The sequence below is a fragment of the Microbacterium sp. AK009 genome (assembly GCF_013410955.1).
GTDB lineage: Bacteria > Actinomycetota > Actinomycetes > Actinomycetales > Microbacteriaceae > Microbacterium.
On sequence record NZ_JACCCG010000006.1, the window covers coordinates 107,562 to 124,029 of the forward strand.

At 71.6% G+C, this 16,468-nt stretch carries 21 protein-coding genes; 9 read left to right on the forward strand and 12 right to left on the reverse strand.

What is annotated here, in order from left to right:
* Window position 1: 1 nt before the first annotated feature.
* The 4 genes from HDC37_RS14135 to HDC37_RS14150 are packed head-to-tail and all read right to left on the reverse strand — an operon-like array spanning window position 2 to window position 2,191.
* Window positions 2–199 (reverse strand): hypothetical protein, encoded by a 198-nt coding sequence (locus HDC37_RS14135; protein ID WP_179561042.1) that lies wholly within the window; start codon window positions 197–199, stop codon window positions 2–4.
* 40 nt (window positions 200–239) lie between these two features.
* Window positions 240–836 carry a DUF1349 domain-containing protein gene (locus tag HDC37_RS14140; protein ID WP_179561043.1) on the reverse strand — a complete coding sequence of 199 codons (597 nt, stop codon included), beginning with the start codon at window positions 834–836 and terminating at the stop codon, window positions 240–242.
* Window positions 833–1,258 (reverse strand): DUF2256 and DUF3253 domain-containing protein, encoded by a 426-nt coding sequence (locus tag HDC37_RS14145; RefSeq protein ID WP_179561044.1) that lies wholly within the window; start codon window positions 1,256–1,258, stop codon window positions 833–835. Before HDC37_RS14145 ends, HDC37_RS14140 begins: the two co-directional genes overlap by 4 nt.
* A gap of 27 nt (window positions 1,259–1,285) precedes the next feature.
* Complete coding sequence (locus tag HDC37_RS14150) at window positions 1,286–2,191, reverse strand: metal-dependent hydrolase (RefSeq protein WP_306457571.1); 906 nt, start codon at window positions 2,189–2,191, stop codon at window positions 1,286–1,288.
* Window positions 2,192–2,232: 41 nt separating this feature from the next.
* On the opposite strand from HDC37_RS14150, the gene HDC37_RS14155 reads away from it, so the two are divergent.
* On the forward strand, window positions 2,233–3,285 hold the full coding sequence (locus HDC37_RS14155; protein ID WP_179561045.1) for a zinc-binding dehydrogenase: 1,053 nt from the start codon (window positions 2,233–2,235) through the stop codon (window positions 3,283–3,285).
* Window positions 3,286–3,311: 26 nt separating this feature from the next.
* Entirely contained in the window at window positions 3,312–3,692 is a 381-nt protein-coding gene (locus tag HDC37_RS14160; protein ID WP_179561046.1) for a hypothetical protein, read from the forward strand.
* Here the strand turns inward: HDC37_RS14160 and HDC37_RS14165 are convergent.
* The 3 genes from HDC37_RS14165 to HDC37_RS14175 are packed head-to-tail and all read right to left on the reverse strand — an operon-like array spanning window position 3,676 to window position 7,274.
* On the reverse strand, window positions 3,676–4,908 hold the full coding sequence (locus HDC37_RS14165; RefSeq protein WP_257021528.1) for an alpha/beta fold hydrolase: 1,233 nt from the start codon (window positions 4,906–4,908) through the stop codon (window positions 3,676–3,678). The genes HDC37_RS14160 and HDC37_RS14165 overlap by 17 nt on opposite strands.
* 15 nt (window positions 4,909–4,923) lie before the next feature.
* Complete coding sequence (locus tag HDC37_RS14170) at window positions 4,924–6,225, reverse strand: MFS transporter (protein WP_218869839.1); 1,302 nt, start codon at window positions 6,223–6,225, stop codon at window positions 4,924–4,926.
* 5 nt (window positions 6,226–6,230) lie between these two features.
* The gene (locus tag HDC37_RS14175; RefSeq protein ID WP_308472230.1) at window positions 6,231–7,274 is read right to left on the reverse strand and encodes a zinc-binding dehydrogenase; all 1,044 of its coding nucleotides are present in this window, start codon (window positions 7,272–7,274) and stop codon (window positions 6,231–6,233) included.
* A gap of 99 nt (window positions 7,275–7,373) precedes the next feature.
* Between HDC37_RS14175 and HDC37_RS14180 the strand changes: the two genes are divergently transcribed.
* Both HDC37_RS14180 and HDC37_RS14185 read left to right on the forward strand, forming a co-directional pair.
* Window positions 7,374–7,679, forward strand: coding sequence for a hypothetical protein (locus tag HDC37_RS14180; protein WP_179561048.1), 306 nt, complete (start codon window positions 7,374–7,376; stop codon window positions 7,677–7,679).
* Between the two features lie 54 nt (window positions 7,680–7,733).
* Window positions 7,734–8,267 carry a VanZ family protein gene (locus HDC37_RS14185; RefSeq protein WP_179561049.1) on the forward strand — a complete coding sequence of 178 codons (534 nt, stop codon included), beginning with the start codon at window positions 7,734–7,736 and terminating at the stop codon, window positions 8,265–8,267.
* On the opposite strand, the gene HDC37_RS14190 is transcribed toward HDC37_RS14185, so the two are convergent.
* From HDC37_RS14190 to HDC37_RS14200, 3 genes are read right to left on the reverse strand one after another with little or no spacing between them, the layout of a single operon-like run.
* Entirely contained in the window at window positions 8,225–8,896 is a 672-nt protein-coding gene (locus tag HDC37_RS14190; protein WP_179561050.1) for a VOC family protein, read from the reverse strand. The two genes, HDC37_RS14185 and HDC37_RS14190, sit on opposite strands and share 43 nt — an antisense overlap.
* A 57-nt stretch (window positions 8,897–8,953) precedes the next feature.
* The gene (locus tag HDC37_RS14195; protein WP_179561051.1) at window positions 8,954–9,571 is read right to left on the reverse strand and encodes a M23 family metallopeptidase; all 618 of its coding nucleotides are present in this window, start codon (window positions 9,569–9,571) and stop codon (window positions 8,954–8,956) included.
* Entirely contained in the window at window positions 9,571–10,449 is an 879-nt protein-coding gene (locus tag HDC37_RS14200; RefSeq protein WP_257021529.1) for a VOC family protein, read from the reverse strand. Before HDC37_RS14200 ends, HDC37_RS14195 begins: the two co-directional genes overlap by 1 nt.
* Before the next feature lie 176 nt (window positions 10,450–10,625).
* Between HDC37_RS14200 and dhaK the strand changes: the two genes are divergently transcribed.
* Genes dhaK through dhaM form a run of 3 tightly spaced genes read left to right on the forward strand, consistent with a single transcriptional unit; the run spans window position 10,626 to window position 13,010 of the window.
* Window positions 10,626–11,621, forward strand: a complete 996-nt coding sequence (gene dhaK / locus HDC37_RS14205; protein ID WP_179561052.1) for a dihydroxyacetone kinase subunit DhaK — start codon at window positions 10,626–10,628, stop codon at window positions 11,619–11,621.
* A 1-nt stretch (window position 11,622) separates the two neighbouring features.
* A complete protein-coding gene (dhaL, locus tag HDC37_RS14210) occupies window positions 11,623–12,270 on the forward strand; it encodes a dihydroxyacetone kinase subunit DhaL (protein ID WP_179561053.1) in 648 nt (215 codons plus the stop codon).
* On the forward strand, window positions 12,267–13,010 hold the full coding sequence (dhaM, locus tag HDC37_RS17570; protein ID WP_179561054.1) for a dihydroxyacetone kinase phosphoryl donor subunit DhaM: 744 nt from the start codon (window positions 12,267–12,269) through the stop codon (window positions 13,008–13,010). The genes dhaL and dhaM overlap by 4 nt, the downstream gene beginning before the upstream one ends.
* A 17-nt stretch (window positions 13,011–13,027) precedes the next feature.
* On the opposite strand, the gene HDC37_RS14220 is transcribed toward dhaM, so the two are convergent.
* Window positions 13,028–13,780 (reverse strand): MerR family transcriptional regulator, encoded by a 753-nt coding sequence (locus HDC37_RS14220; protein ID WP_179561055.1) that lies wholly within the window; start codon window positions 13,778–13,780, stop codon window positions 13,028–13,030.
* On the reverse strand, window positions 13,773–15,029 hold the full coding sequence (locus HDC37_RS14225) for an MFS transporter (RefSeq protein ID WP_179561056.1): 1,257 nt from the start codon (window positions 15,027–15,029) through the stop codon (window positions 13,773–13,775). Before HDC37_RS14225 ends, HDC37_RS14220 begins: the two co-directional genes overlap by 8 nt.
* A gap of 120 nt (window positions 15,030–15,149) precedes the next feature.
* Between HDC37_RS14225 and HDC37_RS14230 the strand changes: the two genes are divergently transcribed.
* Both HDC37_RS14230 and HDC37_RS14235 read left to right on the forward strand, forming a co-directional pair.
* The gene (locus HDC37_RS14230; protein ID WP_179561057.1) at window positions 15,150–15,992 is read left to right on the forward strand and encodes a GNAT family N-acetyltransferase; all 843 of its coding nucleotides are present in this window, start codon (window positions 15,150–15,152) and stop codon (window positions 15,990–15,992) included.
* 76 nt (window positions 15,993–16,068) lie between these two features.
* Window positions 16,069–16,320, forward strand: a complete 252-nt coding sequence (locus tag HDC37_RS14235) for a hypothetical protein (RefSeq protein ID WP_179561058.1) — start codon at window positions 16,069–16,071, stop codon at window positions 16,318–16,320.
* Window positions 16,321–16,468 lie beyond the last annotated feature (148 nt).

The window sequence follows — 16,468 nt, forward strand, 5'->3', positions numbered from 1 at the left end:
CTCAGGCGCCCGAGATCCGGGTCCAGGCTGCCTTTCCCTCTGCGCGTCGCGCCGCCTCGTACGGTGACGGATCCGCGGCACGACCGACCCGGAGGGTGTCGTCGTGGGGCGCCGAAGCCTGTCGCCGGGGCCGGGCGACCCACAGCGCCGCCGCGGTGACACCGGCGGCGACGCCCCCGAATGCCAGCAGCTCGATCATGCTGAGAGCGTACGCCTGCGCGGGAGGCGGGAGGGCCGGATCAGTGAATCGACGCGTCGGCCTCGGTCAGGCGCCAGGAGTGGAACACCACGGTCAGGCCGGCGCGAGACGGGGCGGCCACGAACGGACCCGCCGCGGCCTCGGCGGAGCCGTCGAAGGGCGCGAGCCGCAGCAGCCGCATCGGCTCGCCGGCGACTCCGCCGCGCACGGTGATCGCGTCCTCACCCCTGCTGACGCGGATGACCAGGCGACGGCCGCTCCACGCGGGCACGGCACCGACCGACCAGTCCGAGCGGCGGTCGGTGACGACGGCGCCTGCGCCGAGCTCGCCGTCGCAGAACTCCACGCCGCTCTTGATCCAGCGCTCCCCGTCGATCCGCACGAAGACCCGCGCCTGATCGAACTGCTCGCTGAAGTCGGCGGTGAATTCCACCTCCATCGCCGTGCCGACCGGCAGCGCGGTGACGAGCGCGTGCTCGGAGGCGTGCTCGAACCCGTACGCGGTGCGCAGCCACGCGTCACTGCCTTCGACGGCGGTGACGACGAGGTCGTCGCCGCGATGCGCGACGGCGGCCGGCTCATGCGTCCAGCACCCGTCGGCCCAGTCGATGCGGCGAGGACGGATCGAGGCGGTCATCCCTCTATGGTCGCATCGGCGGCCGGGCTCCGGCGGATGCGGATCGGGCCCTTCGCCGTCGAGGGGTCGACCACCCGGCCCCCCTGGGTGATCTCCACCTCGCCCGCCGCGACGAGGCGCCGCGCGGCGCGTCGCGCCGGTTCCATCAGCTCGCGCCACTCGTCGCCGCCGACGGCTTTCGCGGCCTCGGACGGACACATCGACGACGTCGCCGCACGCGACGCGAGGGTCTTCCGGATCGCGCCCTCCAGCTCACGGTCGAGGGGGGTCACCCCCCGGCGTCGGCACGCGTCGGAGCAGTACTTCACCGAGTCCCAGTTCGACGCCCACTTCGCGCGGTACTCCATGGTGCGCCCGCAGGACGCACAGATCTTCGGATGCCGCGGATCGGCGGCATCCGTCCCTCCCCGTGTGCGACCCATGGCTCCATCGTGCCGCGGGCCGGAGGGTCAGAGGGCCGAACGACCCGTCGTCGTCATGGTGATCTCTCGGGCTCCCTCGATATCGCGGGCCTCGAGGGCCACGGTCACCGACGCGAAGTCGCCGAGGCGCGAGGCGTGGGTGCCGCCGCACGGGATCTTCACCGTGGCATCCGGCAGCTCGCACACCCAGGCGCGGCGCGAGGACAGCCCATCGCCGTCTCGCTCGATGCGGACGGCGGCACCGGAGGCGATCCATTCCGCCAGGAGCATGTTGACGTGCGACGTGGTCGCGGGAAGGTCGTCGAGCCCGGCGGCCGAGAACCCCTTCCGCCGGAGCGACTTGCCGACCCGGTAGACGTCCACCGAACCCTGGGGGTGAATCCGGCTCGTCTGGATCGCCAGCGCATCGAAGTCGGGGTTCCCCCGGGCGTCCGCCACGACGTCTTTCGTCCAGGCCCCCGCGAGGGCGGCGTTCAGGGCGAGGGAGGCGAGGTGGCAGACGGTGTGGCCGGCCGAGAGAGACGCACGATGGTCGGCGTCGACGACGGCGTCCACCTCGGCGCCCACCGCGGGTCCGGCGCCCTCGACGAGATGCGCGACCACGAAGACCCACCCCGCCGTGCCGATCCGGACCGGCAGTTCCGCCCCGAGGAACAGGCGCCCGTCTTGGATGCCGCCGACGACCGCGTCGACGACAGGGAACGTCTCGCCGGCGACCTCGAGCCTCGCGCGGTCCGCCGGCTGGTCGGGCCACGCCGCGGTGACGGGATGCACGCACGTGACGTCGAGGAGGACGGCGGAGCGCCCGTCGCCGAGGTTTTCGACGTGGAGCACACGACCCGTGCTCGAGGTCGCACCCTGCGGGTACGTCACGACGGTGTCGGTGTCGGGGAGGCCGGTGGGGGCCGGACGCGTGGGGTGAGGCTCTGGCACGAGCCCACCCTAGACGGCGGACGGGCGGGTAGATTCGCCCTGTGCGCGCCGTTCTCATCCATGCCGTCCGCGGCATGCTCATCGTGGCCGACGTCGCCGAGCCTGTCGCGCCGGACGGCGGGGTGGTGGTCGACGTCCGTGCCACCGGGGTGTGCCGCAGCGACTGGCATGCGTGGGCCGGGCACGACGAGATCGTCTTCCCGCACGTGCCCGGCCACGAACTGGCGGGCGTCGTCGCCGAGGTCGGTGCCGGGGTCACCCGTTTCCATGTCGGCGACCGCGTCACGGTCCCCTTCGTCTGCGGGTGCGGGGTGTGCCCGTGGTGCCGCGCGGGCGATGCCCAGGTGTGCCCGAATCAGCAGCAGCCCGGGTTCACCCACTGGGGATCCTTCGCCGAGAAGGTGGCGCTCCACGCGGCCGACGCGAACCTCGTCGCCCTCCCCGATGAGGTGTCGTTCGAGGCGGCTGCCGCCCTCGGCTGCCGCTTCGCGACGGCCTTCCGGGCGTTGACCGCCCGGGCTCGCGTCGCCCCAGGGGAATGGGTCACCGTGGTGGGCGCCGGCGGGGTGGGCCTCAGTGTCGTGATGATCGCCGTGGCCCTCGGGGCGCGGGTGATCGCCATCGACACCAACCCGCGCGCACTCGAGGTCGCCGAGCGCCTCGGCGCCACCCACGTCGTCGACGCGGGGCCGGACCGTCCGGCTGTTCCCGACGTCGTCCACGAGCTCACCGGCGGCGGTGCGCACGTCTCGGTCGACGCCGTCGGGAGCGCACAGACGGCTGCGGACGCGGTGCTGAGCCTTCGCCGCCGAGGACGCCACGTGCAGGTCGGGCTCCTACCGACGGACGACGGCCGCTCACCCGTTCCCATGGCGCGCGCGATCGCGTGGGAGCTCGACATCCTCGGCAGCCACGGGATGGCGGCCGCGGACTACCCGGCGATGATGGAGCTCGTCGCTTCCGGACGCCTGCGCCCCGACGAGCTCATCGAGCGCGTGATCGGCCTCGACGAGGCATCCGCCCTTCTCCCCCGCTTCGACACCGCCGCGCCGGCCGGGATGACGATCATCGACCCGCACCTCGTGCTCCCCTAGGATCGCTCCGACAAAGGGGGACGCCGATGACGGCAGGGTACGGGCCGGGGTACGGCCAGGGCTCCGGGCCGGGGTACGCCACGATGCGCGCTCCGCAGCCGGTGCGCAAGAAGGGGTTCGACATCCTCGGGCTCATCGCCGTCATCATCGCGATGGTCGGTCTGATGCCGACGCTCTTCGTCTTCCTCATCGGCCTCATCCCCGAGATGAACGCGATCTGGTGGCTGCTGGTCGCCCTCATCCCGATGCTCGGGATCGGCGGGGCGGTGGTGCTCCTGCTCGCGATCATCGGGCTGATCGTGGGCCTCACCCGCAAGCGCCGGTTCGGCCTGTCGATCGCGGGCCTCGCGCTGGGTCTGCTGATGCTGGTGCCGATCGGACTGCTGTACTTCAGCTCTTCGGTCTGACCTCCGCGGGGTCGGCGAGCACCCGATCCAGCCACTGCAGCATGCCCGGGAGCGCCAGGTAGGCGACCGTGCCGTGGGTTGCGAAGGAGATCTCCTGGTAGGTGACGTCGATACCCAGCCCGGCTTCGTGCCGGGCGAAGCGGAGTGTGTCGGCGGGGACGACGAGTTCGTCGTCCAACCCCTGAGCGATGAACAGCGGCGCGTCGAAGGAGCGGGAGCCCGCCGAGTTCTCGGCGAACAGCTCCCGCCACGGTGAGGTCGTCGTCGGATCGGCTGTCGTGAAGTTCCCGTCCACGAGCGGCTCGCCGAGACGGTGCAGTTCGGGGATGCTCGTCAGAAGGCACAGCTCGTTCATCCGCGGCAGGATGTCGATCGCCTCGGGGGTGAGGATGTCGCTGAGCTGCGTCCCGGAGACGGAGTCGCCGTAGATCTCGGCGTAGGCGTCGAAGGCGTACGAGCCGATGGTGACGCCCGAGATGTCATCGAGATGAGCCGCCATGAGACCGAGCAGATCAGCGGCGGGGGCGGCGACCGCGACGGCGCGGAGGTCGAGTTCGGGGGCGTACGACGCGGCGCTCTCCGCGGCGAAGAGTGCCGCCTGCCCGCCCTGCGAATGACCCCACAGCACGACGCGATCACTGGTGTCGGCGGCCTCGACGGACCGGGCGGCGCGTACGGCGTCGAGGACGGCGCGTCCGGCGCTCTCTCCGACGAGGTAGCTGTCGGGCCCGGCGACGCCCATGCCGATGTAGTCCGTCGCGGCCACCGCGTACCCCCTGTCGAGGAGGAAGCGCAGCCCTTCGATTCCCAGATAGGGGTCGAACCCGTACGACGGGGCGCAGCCGCGCGCCGCCCCCGTGGTCGGATGACCCCACGAGACCACCGTGCGACCCTCGGCCGGCGGCGGGGTCAGCGGGACGACCAGCACCCCGGTGGCCACCTGCGGCGCGCCGTTCAGATCGGTGGTCCGGTACATGATCCGCCACCCCCGCGCGGCGAGGGGTGCACCCAGGAGCGCATCGGTCTTGACTACCGATCCGGGAGCGCCCACGGCGTCGCCCGGTGTCGCGACGTAGAAGTCGTCGACCCCGGCTCGCTCGACGGCGTTGCCGAGTACGCGGATCCCGGTCGAGGCGACGACGGTGCCGAGGATCGCCAGGGTGAGGGCGAAGAAGGTCGCGACGATTCGGAAGCCGTGTCGACGCAGCATCCCCATGCGTACAGGATGGCCTCACGCGGGCGTTTCGGCCATCCGTCGCTCGATCACCGCCATCACCGCGATCGACGCCATCGCGACCACCGCGAGCCCGATCGTGAGGATCGCCAGTCCGTCGAAGAGCAGCCACTCGGCGAACACGCCGCCGAGGACGTTGCCGAGGAGATATCCCGCGCCGACGACCACCGAGTAGACGCCCATGATGAGACCGCGGTTCTCGCGGAACTCGGCCGAGATGTCGCTGAGGTGCGTGAGTGCCGCCGGCGTGAAGCCCGCCTCGAGGAACATGCCGGCGACCACGATCGGAATCGTCACCGCGAGCGAGACGCCGTGGTTGAGCAGCAGCAGTCCGATCGACGCGACGATTGCGCCCGCCACGGTGACGAACAGCGTCGGAATGGTCGGGAGGTGTCCGATGAAGAACGCCCAGGCGACGATGCACAGGCTGAACACCAGCACATAGATGCCGAGCACGGCGGACAGGCCCGCCTCGTTGCCCGCGAACGCGCCCGGGATGATCTGGCCCCCGGCGGTGCGGTCGCCGGCGAGCACGAACGTGATCTGGGAGGTCACCCAGGTGCCGAGGATGGCGTTGACCGCGATCCAGGCCGGAAGGAACGCCAGGAGCCGGGGCTGACCGATGACCCGGATGCGGGCGCGTACCCCCGAGCGCACCTGAGACGTCGAGCCCGCCGCATCCGTCCGGACGAAGACGAGCACCAGCAGGGATGCCACGATGTAGACCCCCGCGAGCGCGACGAACGACCACAGACCCCACGCCCCGTAGAGGAGCGGGCCCGCCACCGCGCCCACCGCGATCCCGCCGGATGACGACAGCTCGTACAGGCTGGTGACGCGGCCCCGTCGCATCCGATCCTCGTCGCTGGCGTCGGCGAGGAGGCCGAGCGTCGCGGGAGCGGCGATCGCGGCACCCGCGCCGTCGAGGATCCGGGATGTCGCGACGACCGCGATCACGAGCGCCGCCGAGGGCGCCACCGCGATGAGCGAGGCACCCGGTGTGATGAGGACCCCCGCCGCGGCCAGGAGCGGGGCGGCCACCAGGAACACCCGGCGCCCGCGACGGTCGCTCGCCGACCCCGCGAGCGGCGCCAGCACGAGCTCGGCGAGGAAGCTGAGGCCCGAGAGGGTTCCGAGGATCAGCGCGCCGACCGGAGCACCCTCCCGGGCGAGGTCGACGAAGTACGCGCCCAGTGCCAGCGCGCCCGCGGCCGACGCGCTGCGGATCAGCAGCTGCGCGACCAGCACCGCGGGGGTGCCGACGGCGGGGGAGGCTGCGGGCGCGCCGGTCGAGGGCACCGCGCTCACACGGTGACGAGGACTTTGAGCGCCTCGCGGGCATCCATCGCGGCGTAGCCGGCGGGCACATCGTCGATCGGCATCGTGATGTCGAAGACGCGGCCGGGCTCGATCGTCCCGTCGAGCACCTGGGGGATCGCCTGCTCCATGTAGGCGCGGACGGGCGCGGGGCCGCCGGTGAGCGTGAGATTCCGGCCGAAGAGGGAGCGGAAGCCGACTCCGGCCTCCTCGTACTGCGGCACGCCCACCCGCGAGATCACGCCACCCGTGCGGGCGACCTTGAAGGACTGCTCGTAGGCGGGCATGTGCCCGACCGCCTCGAGCACGGCGTGGGTGCCGAGGCCGTCCGTGATGTCGAGAACGCGCTGCACGCCCTCGTAGCCGCGCTCGGCCACGACGTGGGTCGCGCCCCACTCCACCTCGAGGTCGGTGCGGGCGGGATGCCTGCCCATCAGGATGATGGTCTCGGCGCCCATCTGCGTGGCCGCGAGCACGGCGGAGAGGCCGACCGCCCCGTCGCCGACGACGGTGACCGACTGACCGGGGCGCACCCGCGCCATGAAGGCCGCGTGATACCCGGTGAGGTAGACGTCCGACAGGGTGAGGAGCGAAGGGAGCACCGCCGTGTCGTCCTCGGTCACACCCGGCACCGCCACGAGGCTGCCGTCCGCGAGCGGGATGCGGCAGACCTCGGCCTGCAGCCCCGCCGTCTGACGCGTGGCGTAGAACCCGCCGTGCGGGCACGCCGTCTGGAAGCCGGCGCGGCACGTCGGGCAGGTGTTGTCCGACCAGGCGAACGGGGCGATCACGAGGTCGCCCTTCTTCACTGTCGTGACGGCGGCTCCGGTCTCCTCCACGACGCCGAGCAGCTCGTGGCCCATGCTCTGCCCCCGCGAGGACGGCTTCATCGAGTGGTAGGGGTGCAGGTCGGATCCGCAGATGCACGTGCGGACGGTGCGGACGATCGCGTCGGTCGGCTGCTGGAGGACCGGATCGGCGACCTCTTCGACGCGCACGTCACCGGCGCCGTACATGATCGTGGCCTTCACTGCGAGCTCTCCTGCGGCGTCATACGTTCATCGAAGCACAGCCCGCACACCCCCGGGCCGGGGGCCGGCGCGCGCCCGCGCGCCCAGTACGCTCGAGCCATGGAGGAGTGGGAGGACGATGCCGCCGCAACGCTCGAACGGCTGAGCGGCTCGCGTATGGCGGATGCGTACGTCGGTGCCATCCGGATCCTCTCGCTCACCCCTCCCACGCAGCGCCGGCGCTACCAGGTCTGCACGATGGACCTGGCCCTTGAAGCACCCGGGCTCGAGGGCGAGACGCTGCAGACCGAGGTGGTGCTCGACAAGCGCTACTGGCCCGATGTGGGAACCGTGCTGCGGGCACGCATCTCCCGTCGCAAGCCCCGCATGATCGACGCCGACTGGGAGGCGCTCGCCCGCCGGTGACCGCGCGCCGGCGGCGACGCGAGCCTGGGAAACGGCGGAGCAGAGCCGCTGGGGTTGCCGAATCGCGTTGACGGCGCCCGCGCCGACGGGTTCGATCGGTTCATGGGCAGCCCCGCGTCATCCGCCGTCCGACGAACCGTCGGGGCCGTCGTCTTCGTGCTGGGGCTGCTCTACACGAGCCTCGTCCTCTGGGTGACCCTGCGCCCGCTGCCCTGGGCGACCGAGGGCTCGGAGGCGCGCTGGGGCATTCTCAACCCCGCCGCCTGGACGGATGAGGCGGCGTGGACCGACGGGCGGAGCCTGGAGATCCTGCTGAACGTGCTCATGTTCGTGCCCATCGGGGTGGCGACCGGGCTGCTGCTCCGCGGCGTGATGGCACTGGCTCTCCCGCTGCTGCTCACCCTCGGGATCGAGCTCGCGCAGATCCCTCTCGACCGGATCTCCCACCCGCGCGACCTCGTCGCGAACGGGCTGGGCGCCGTCCTGGGGGTCGCGCTCGCCGCCATGATCCGCCGGCACCCCGCCTGGCCGAGCCGAACACCGCGTCAGTCGAAGGTATCGGTCCAGGACGCGATGTCGACGCCGTGATTGTCGGGTGACGCGAGCGACCACCACTGCGGCGCGTAGGAGTCGTCGGCCAGTCGGCCGCCGGCGGCGAGCGCGGCATCCACTCGCGCCCGCGCCTGATCGGCGGGCACGAACACGTCAAAATGCGTGCGTCCGCGACCTCGAGCGTCGCCGGTGATCGGGTTGAACGCCAGCGGTGGCCCCGTCCGGAGGGGATCGGCAGCGTCGGTGTCACCCACCGGCTCGTATCCGAGGGCCGCCAGGAAGAACGGGCGGGCATCCACGCTCGAATGCTGAGCCACGTATATCCCCACGGTCTGGACAAGGGACGGGTCGGCGACGAGACCCCGCGCGATTGCCGCCGCGGAGACCGCCTCGGCGAACGCCGGGGTTCGCGCGGGGATGCCGTCCAGATCGCGGGAGGGCACGCGAACTACGACCGCCTCCGGCCGGAGATCGATATCGGGAAGAATCTCGGAGCTCTCGGCCGCGGCGAGGATGTCGTCGACGAGCGAGGCGGCACTCCGTAGGGACGCGGACCGCCAGGCGGCCTGGGGCCCGGTGCTCGTCACCCGCCAATCCGCGACACCCGGCTGGGCATGGAAAGCCGCCGGAGTGATGGTGCCAGGCGTTTCGCTGCTTTCACCCATGGCGTCTTCTCCCGCTCACGTGGCGTCGCCCCTCTGTCGGCCGAGGACGCGCCCACCCTACTCGCCGGCTCGGACGATCTCACCAGTTCGCGGCATCGACCAGGCGAACCTGATCGGGAGCGGGCGAGCCCGCTCGGGATCGGGATCGTCCATCGCCTGGATGTGCAGGTGCGGTTCGGTGCTGTTGCCAGAGTTGCCGCAGCCGGCCACCGTGTCGCCGGCGCTCACCTCGGAGCCCGCCGCGACCACGATGCTCGCCGCCCGCAGGTGACAGAGGGCGATCACGGCGTCGCTCGTCCGGATCATGAGGTGGTTTCCTGCCAGCCCCCGCCACCCGCCGGCCACGCGTCGCCGCTGCGTCATCGCATACCCGATCGACCGGAATCCTCGGTAAGCGGGATGATCCGGCTCATCGTCGTGCACGCTGACGACGGTACCGGCGACCGGCGCGAGGATCGGGCGTCCGAACCCGGGGAACGCCTCGGCAGGCTCGTCTCGGAAAAGCGATCGGAGGGTGAACGGCGCTGAACGACCGCGATCATCGACAGGGACGAAGTCGTAGGCGAAGGATGACGCGAATGCGCGCGTCCCGTGACTCGGCACCCGATCGGCAGGGCTGTTCTGAACCCGCCACGCTCCGCGGAACGGGTAGGCAAGCTGGATCGCTTCGACCATCAGGCGACAGTAGCGAAGACCGCGTTCCGCCAGGGGTCGTCGAACGAGAGCCCGCGGCCGTCGTCGCGCACCGCGACGCCGTGGTGGCGCAGACGCTCGCCGAGGTCGCCGAGGTCGTCGGCGCCGGGCAGCACGAGGTCGACCCGACCCAGCCCGAGCGCCGGCATGCGCGGCCCCGCCCCGCGGGAATTCCAGACGTTCATGGCCATGTGGTGGTGGTACCCGCCGGCGCTGACGAACAGCGCCGTGCCCCGCAGCTCGGCCGTCACGTCGAAACCGAGACCGTCGACGTAGAACGCCCGCGCGGTGGCGATGTCGCCCACCGACAGGTGCACGTGACCGACGGCGGCGGCGTCACCGGCGGTCGCGCCGGCCGCGGCATCCTCGGTCAGATGCTCGCGAAGGAACGCGTTCGGGTCGAGGAACAGCGTGGCCATCTCCACCCGACCGTGCGTCCACGACCATTCGGTGCGCGCCCGGTCCCAGTACAGCTCGATGCCGTTGCCCTCGGGATCGGTGAAGTAGAACGCCTGGCTGACGAGGTGGTCGGCGCTGCCGGTGAAGGTCTGCGGCGCCTGCCGCGCCACCGAGAGCACCGCGGCGGCGAGCGCCGCCTGCGACTCGAACAGGATGGCGGTGTGGTACAGCCCGGCGGCGCCCTGCGGCGCGTGACGGAGCCCGGGCGAGTGGGCGAGGACGACGATGGGCCGGCCTGCGCGCCCGAGGGTGACGGTGTCGCGCTCGGCCGCCAGCACCTGGAGGGTCACGACGTCGCGGTAGAACCGCGTCATCGCGTCGAGGTCGGCGACGAGGAGCGTCACCGGGCCCATCGCCGTGTCATCGGCGAGGTGGGAGGAGGTCGGGCCGGTGTCGTCCATGCCCCTTCCAACCCCCGCGGGCGGGCTGGCATTCCGCGGGCCTGGCGGCCCGGCGCCCCTTCGAAGTCCCCATGAACCCATACCGAAACCCCGCCCGATGTGTCTACTGTCGTCTCAGGTGCGCAGATCCCGGTCGCGCGCCGCCCACCGAGGCGCTCAATGAAGAGGAGACCCGCATGAAGAAACTCATCAATGCCCCCGCAACGGTGCTCGCTGACGCGCTGCGAGGGGTGGAGGCCGCCCATCCTGAACTCGAGGTCGACCACGAGAACCGCCTGGTGCTGCGCCCGACGGCCGGCACGGAAGGTCAGGTCGCGCTCGTCTCCGGCGGCGGCTCGGGGCACGAGCCCCTCCACAGCGGCTTCGTCGGCCCCGGCATGCTCGCCGCGGCCTGCGCGGGCGAGATCTTCACCTCCCCCACCCCCGACCAGATGCTCGCCGCCGCGCAGAAGGTGAACACCGGCGCCGGCGTGCTCTTCATCGTGAAGAACTACACCGGCGACGTGCTGAACTTCGAGATGGCCGCCGACCTCGCAGGGGACGAGGGGATCGAGACCGCGTCGGTGCTGGTGGCCGATGACGTCGCAGTGGAGGACTCCACCTGGACGGCCGGGCGCCGCGGCATCGGCGGCACGGTCATCGTCGAGAAGGTCGCCGGAGCCGCCGCCGCCGAAGGCCGCCCCCTGGCCGAGGTGGCCGCCGTGGCCGAGAAGGTCTCGAAGGCGAGCCGGTCGATGGGCGTCGCCCTGACCAGCTGCACCGTGCCCTCCGCCGGGAAGCCGAGCTTCGATCTGCCGGAGGACCAGATCGAGATGGGCGTCGGCATCCACGGCGAGCCGGGTCGCACGCGCAAGCCGCTCGCGAGCGCGCACGACATCGCCGAAGAACTCGTCTCCTCGATCACCGCCGACCTCGACTTCACGGGCGGTCCGGTGATCGCCCTGCTCACCGGCCTCGGCGGCACCCCGCTGATCGAGCTGTACGTCGTCTATGCCGAGGTGGCCGCGGCGCTGGAGCAGCGCGGCATCGAGGTGGCCCGCTCCCTGGTGGGCGACTACATCACGAGCCTCGACATGGCCGGGTGCTCGCTGACCCTCACCCTGGCGGATGACGAGGTGCTGCGCCTCTGGGATGCCCCGGTCAACACCAGCGGTCTGCGGTGGGGTGCCTGAGATGGCGGATGCCGTCACCACCGCCACGCTGCAGAACTGGCTCCGTCGCGCCGCGCAGGCGCTCAGCGAGAACGCCGACTACCTCACTCAGCTCGACTCGGCGATCGGCGACGCCGACCACGGCACCAACATGAACCGTGGGTTCACCGCGATCACGGCGAAGCTCGATGCGGGCTCGCCGGCTGACATCCCGGCGCTGTTCAAGACCGTCGGGATGACGCTGATCTCGTCGGTCGGCGGAGCCAGCGGGCCCCTGTACGGCACCCTGTTCCTCGAGATGGGCAAGAACTCCCCCGCAGACGGGGAGATGAACGCGGCCGACCTCGAGAAGGCGCTGCGTGCCGGGGTGGCCGGGATCGTCGCGCGGGGTCACGCCGAGGTGGGCGACAAGACGATGGTCGACGCGCTCGACCCGGCGGTCGAGGCGCTGTCGGCGTCGGTGGCCTCCGGAGCGACGGCGGCGGAGGCGGTGACGGCCGCCGCGGAGGCGGCGCAGAAGGGGTCGGATGCCACCGAGCCGCTCGTCGCACGCAAAGGCCGCGCCTCGTACCTCGGCGAGCGGAGCGCCGGGCACATCGACCCCGGTTCGGTGTCGGCGACGATCCTGCTGCGGACGATGAGTGAGGCGCTGACGGAGTCTGCGGGGTGATCGGCTTCGTCATCGTCTCGCACAGCCGGCCCCTCGCCGAGGCGGCGCTCGACCTCGCGATGCAGATGGTGCACGACGAACCCCCGCCGGTGCGGATCGCTTCGGGCGCCCAGGACGGGTTCGGCACCGACGCGGCTGCGATCGCCGAGGCGATCGATGAGCTCGCCGATGCAGAGGGGGTGCTCATCATGACCGACCTCGGCTCGGCGGTGCTGAGCGCAGAACTCGCCCTCGAGCTGCGCGAATCGACGCACCCGGTGCGCATCAGCGACGGGCCGTTCGTCGAGGGGATGACCGCCGGCATCGTGCGGGCCCTGTCGGGCGGCACGCTCGACGAGGTCGCGACCGAGGCGCGGGGGGCGCTGGCCGCGAAGCGGCGGGACGAGCCGGACGACGCGTCGGAGCCGGCGGAATCTGCGCGCGCGCCGGTTCCTGCCGACTCGCCCGACTCGCCGGGCGCCGGCGTCACCGCCGAGGAGCCTCTCGTCAACAAGGTCGGGCTGCATTCGCGACCCGCGGCGACGCTGGTGCGGGCGGTCAGGACGTTCACCTCCGACATCCGGATCTCCAACGCCACGTCAGGAGCGGGACCGGTGAAGGCCAACAGCATGGTCGGCCTCCTCTCCCTCGGGGCGGGAAAGGGCGACGTCCTGCGGATCGAGGCCGATGGCCCCGACGCGGAGCAGGCGGTCGCGGCCCTGCGGGAGCTGATGCGGGACGGCTTCGGCGAGAACGACTGAGGGCGGGCCACGCTCGCTCACGCGAGCCGGTCCTCGACCGCCGCGGCGAGATCGGCGAGAACTCGCCGCTGCGTGGGGTTCAGCACGTCTCCGGTGTATTCGGCGATCAGCTGCTCGCCGGCGCGGCTCATCGTCGGCAGAGCGTCCGCGGATGATGCAGTGAGAAGGGGTCCGAAGGCACGCAGGAACTCCGACACGAGCGTCGCGGCCTCCTCCTCCGACGTGTGAGGACCCACGTGAGCGAACCGCTCCGAGAAGGCGACGACCGCGGGAGCGGTGGCGGGGTCGCTCAGCCTCTCGTAGAAGCGCACCAGCTCCGGCATCCGGTCGTCGCCGAGGAGGTGAGCGAGCAGGATGGACTGGTCGCGATCGATCCGGGTCAGCTCCGACGGGGCCCCCGCCGCCGCGAAGAACGCGAGGAACGGCGCCAAGTCGACAGGGACGTCGGGCGGGGCATCCAACGCGCGAACCCGACCGATGAGGGCGCGTTGCTCGGTGAGCCGCGCGATCTGCTCCGCGAGCTCGGCGTCGAGCTCATCGAGCAGGGCGGCACCTCCGGACGAGGCATCGAGGAGGTCGGGCATACGCTCAAGGGCAACGCCGAGAGACGCCAACCGCCGGATCCGCAGCAGCCGAACCAGGTCGTGCACGTCGTAGTCGCGGTATCCATTGGACCCACGCGGCGGTTCGGCGAGCACGCCGACCTGGTGGTAGTGGCGGAGCGCACGTACGGTGACCCCGGCCAATCGCGCCAGCTCTGCACTACGCACGCTCGCTCACCACCGTCCCGGCTTCGCCCGGCCCCGCGCTTCCACGCTCCAGATTACGCAGCGAGCGGGCGAACACCCCGAGCCCGAGCGCGACGATCCAGACGCCGGCGAGGGCGATCGCTGCGACGTTCACGCCCGCGTACTCGGTGAGTACTGCTGCGGCGACGATCCCCACCGCGGGCGCAGCGGTCATGATCGCGTTCTGCGTGCCCATGATCCGGCCCCGCATCTGTTCGGGGATCCGTTCGATCATCAGCACGCCGATGAGGCTGCCGAACACGCCGCTGGACAGCCCGACGACGAAGGCACCGGCGAAGACGACCCAGACATGGGGGAGTGCGGCGATGACGCCGAAGCCGGCTGCGCTGCCGAACAGCCCGACGAGGAACCACGTCCGTCGCCGACCCCGCGCCCCGGCGACGGCGTAGATCGTGCCGCCCAGCAGCATCCCCGCCGCGAGCGCGGTGAGCACGAAGCCGAGCATTCCGGGTTGGTCGATGAGCGAGAAGTGCACCGGAAGGATCAGCCCCTGCATGGACGACAGCACGAACACCGAGATGAGGCTGAGCGCCGTCGTCACCACGAGGAACGGACTGCGGAACAGCACCCGCCACCCCTCCCGCAGCTGGGTCCAGCTGTTGGTGGGTGTGGTGCCGGCGGAGCGGGACGGGATGAGGACCGCACCGACACGGTGAGGAATGATCAGGGTGACAAGCGCCGCCGCGAGCGACGTCGCCGCCGTGATCCAGAGGACGGTCGAGCCGTCGAAGAGCACCATGAGTGTTCCCGCCGCGGCCGGCCCGAGCAGCAGCGCGGCGGCGCCGAGTGTCTCGCGCATGCCCATGAGCCGTTCGGCTCCGATGCCGCCGTGACGCACGATGGCGGGGAGGAGAGCGTCGCGGGCGGTCATGCCCGGGACATCGCCGAGCGAGCCGATGATGCCGAACAGGATGAACCAGCCGAGGCTCAACCCCGAGATCAGGTCGATGAGCGGGAGTGCGGCGATGGACGCGGCGGAGACGAGGTCGGTGATCACCGAAGAGGTTCGCCGATTGATCCTGTCGATCACCACTCCCATGGCGAGGCCCGCGAGGACGGCCGGGATGGCCGTCGCTGCCGCCACCGCGCCGGCCCCGAGAGCGCTGCCTGTCACCTGGAGGACGATCAGGGGGAGGGCGATGCCGGCGATCGAGTTTCCCAGGAGCGACAGCAGGTAGGACGCGAGGTAGGCGACGGGGATGACGTTCATGCACCCAGTCAGAACTATGACGCAACGGCGGAGTCAAGCCCGGCGCCCTCTCGCGGCCACCCGGCACGAAGCGGACTGCCCGGCCGTGACGGCGGGAGCGCTCGACGCTACGGTCTGACCATGGGATTCGACATCGGTACGGCGAGCGTCGCGGAGGTGACGATGATGGCCGCGTGGGCGGTGGCCGAGGGGTGGAACCCCGGGGTCACCGACGCGCAGGCCTTCGCCGTCGGCGATCCCCGCGGATTCCTCATCGGCCGGATCGACGGCGAGCCGGTGACATCCATCTCGGTCATCGGATACGGCGAGGGCTTCGGGTTCCTCGGCATGTACATCGCCCGGCCCGACGTACGGGGGCGAGGATTCGGCCTGCAGACCTGGCAGGCCGGCATGGAGCGGATGGCGGGACGCGTCGTCGCCCTCGACGGGGTGGTCGCCCAACAGGCGAACTACCGTCGCTCGGGGTTCCGTCCGGCGTGGACGAACACCCGCTACGAGGGTGCCCCGTCGCCGGCGCCCGCGCCCGCCGGCGTGCGGATCGTCGACGCCCGCGGCATCCCCTTCGACCGCCTTGCGGCGTACGACCGTCGTTTCTTCGGAGCTCCCCGCGACGCCTTCCTCGCTGCGTGGGTGAGCCTCCCCGCGCGGAGCGCACGGGTCGCGTTGCGGGGCGAGGAGATCGTCGGGTTCGCCGTCCTGCGCGATGCCCATGCGGCCTCGCGACTCGGCCCCCTCTTCGCCGACGACGATGCGATCGCCTCGGCCCTCGTCACCGCGCTCGCGGCGGACCGCGGAGCGACGACGGTCGCCGTCGATGTGCCCGACGTCAACCCGCGCGCCGTCGGGTGGGCTCAGGCGCAACGGTGGTCGCCGTCGTTCGAGACGGCCCGCATGTACACGGGCGAGCCGCCGCGGGTCGACACCGACGGCCTCTTCGGGATCACCAGCCTCGAGCTGGGATGAGGATCTGCGTCAACCGGGATGCCGCGGAGCGGCCGCCGGGCGTAGCGTGTCAGGTACGACGACGAAGGAGACGATCGTGAGCGACAGGTCCACCCCCGAAGAGGGCGAGTACACCGACGAGGAAACGCGCAGCGGCCGTTTCACCCATCACGACGGCGAGGTGCCGGGGCAGTACGAAGACGCCGAGCGAGCCGATGGCACGCGCACCTCGGATCGTGGCGGGACGCCGGGCGAGTACGAGGATGCCCAGGGGCGCGACGGTATCCGCAACCACCCTGAGGGGACGCCCGGCGAGTACACCGACGTCGATCAGGACGGTCACCGCTAGGCGGCCCGTTCGCGCGCTGCGCGACGTCGCAGCCGAGATGAGGACGATCGGTCGGGGGGAGGACGGGCCGGCTCGGATAGCACACGCCTCGACCGATCGTCCTCGCGCCGCGGGCAGGTCCACCCCGCCGCCGTCGATAGGGTGAGCC

What these genes read in the sequence shown, in the direction of transcription:
- HDC37_RS14135 (WP_179561042.1), bottom strand. Translation starts at nt 199, where the DNA reads ATGATCGAGCTGCTGGCATTCGGGGGCGTCGCCGCCGGTGTCACCGCG.
- HDC37_RS14140 (WP_179561043.1), bottom strand. Translation starts at nt 836, where the DNA reads ATGACCGCCTCGATCCGTCCTCGCCGCATCGACTGGGCCGACGGGTGC.
- HDC37_RS14145 (WP_179561044.1), bottom strand. Translation starts at nt 1,258, where the DNA reads ATGGGTCGCACACGGGGAGGGACGGATGCCGCCGATCCGCGGCATCCG.
- HDC37_RS14160 (WP_179561046.1), top strand. Translation starts at nt 3,312, where the DNA reads ATGACGGCAGGGTACGGGCCGGGGTACGGCCAGGGCTCCGGGCCGGGG.
- HDC37_RS14165 (WP_257021528.1), bottom strand. Translation starts at nt 4,908, where the DNA reads ATGGGGATGCTGCGTCGACACGGCTTCCGAATCGTCGCGACCTTCTTC.
- HDC37_RS14180 (WP_179561048.1), top strand. Translation starts at nt 7,374, where the DNA reads ATGGAGGAGTGGGAGGACGATGCCGCCGCAACGCTCGAACGGCTGAGC.
- HDC37_RS14190 (WP_179561050.1), bottom strand. Translation starts at nt 8,896, where the DNA reads ATGGGTGAAAGCAGCGAAACGCCTGGCACCATCACTCCGGCGGCTTTC.
- HDC37_RS14195 (WP_179561051.1), bottom strand. Translation starts at nt 9,571, where the DNA reads ATGGTCGAAGCGATCCAGCTTGCCTACCCGTTCCGCGGAGCGTGGCGG.
- HDC37_RS14200 (WP_257021529.1), bottom strand. Translation starts at nt 10,449, where the DNA reads ATGGACGACACCGGCCCGACCTCCTCCCACCTCGCCGATGACACGGCG.
- dhaK (WP_179561052.1), top strand. Translation starts at nt 10,626, where the DNA reads ATGAAGAAACTCATCAATGCCCCCGCAACGGTGCTCGCTGACGCGCTG.
- dhaL (WP_179561053.1), top strand. Translation starts at nt 11,623, where the DNA reads ATGGCGGATGCCGTCACCACCGCCACGCTGCAGAACTGGCTCCGTCGC.
- HDC37_RS14225 (WP_179561056.1), bottom strand. Translation starts at nt 15,029, where the DNA reads ATGAACGTCATCCCCGTCGCCTACCTCGCGTCCTACCTGCTGTCGCTC.
- HDC37_RS14230 (WP_179561057.1), top strand. Translation starts at nt 15,150, where the DNA reads ATGGGATTCGACATCGGTACGGCGAGCGTCGCGGAGGTGACGATGATG.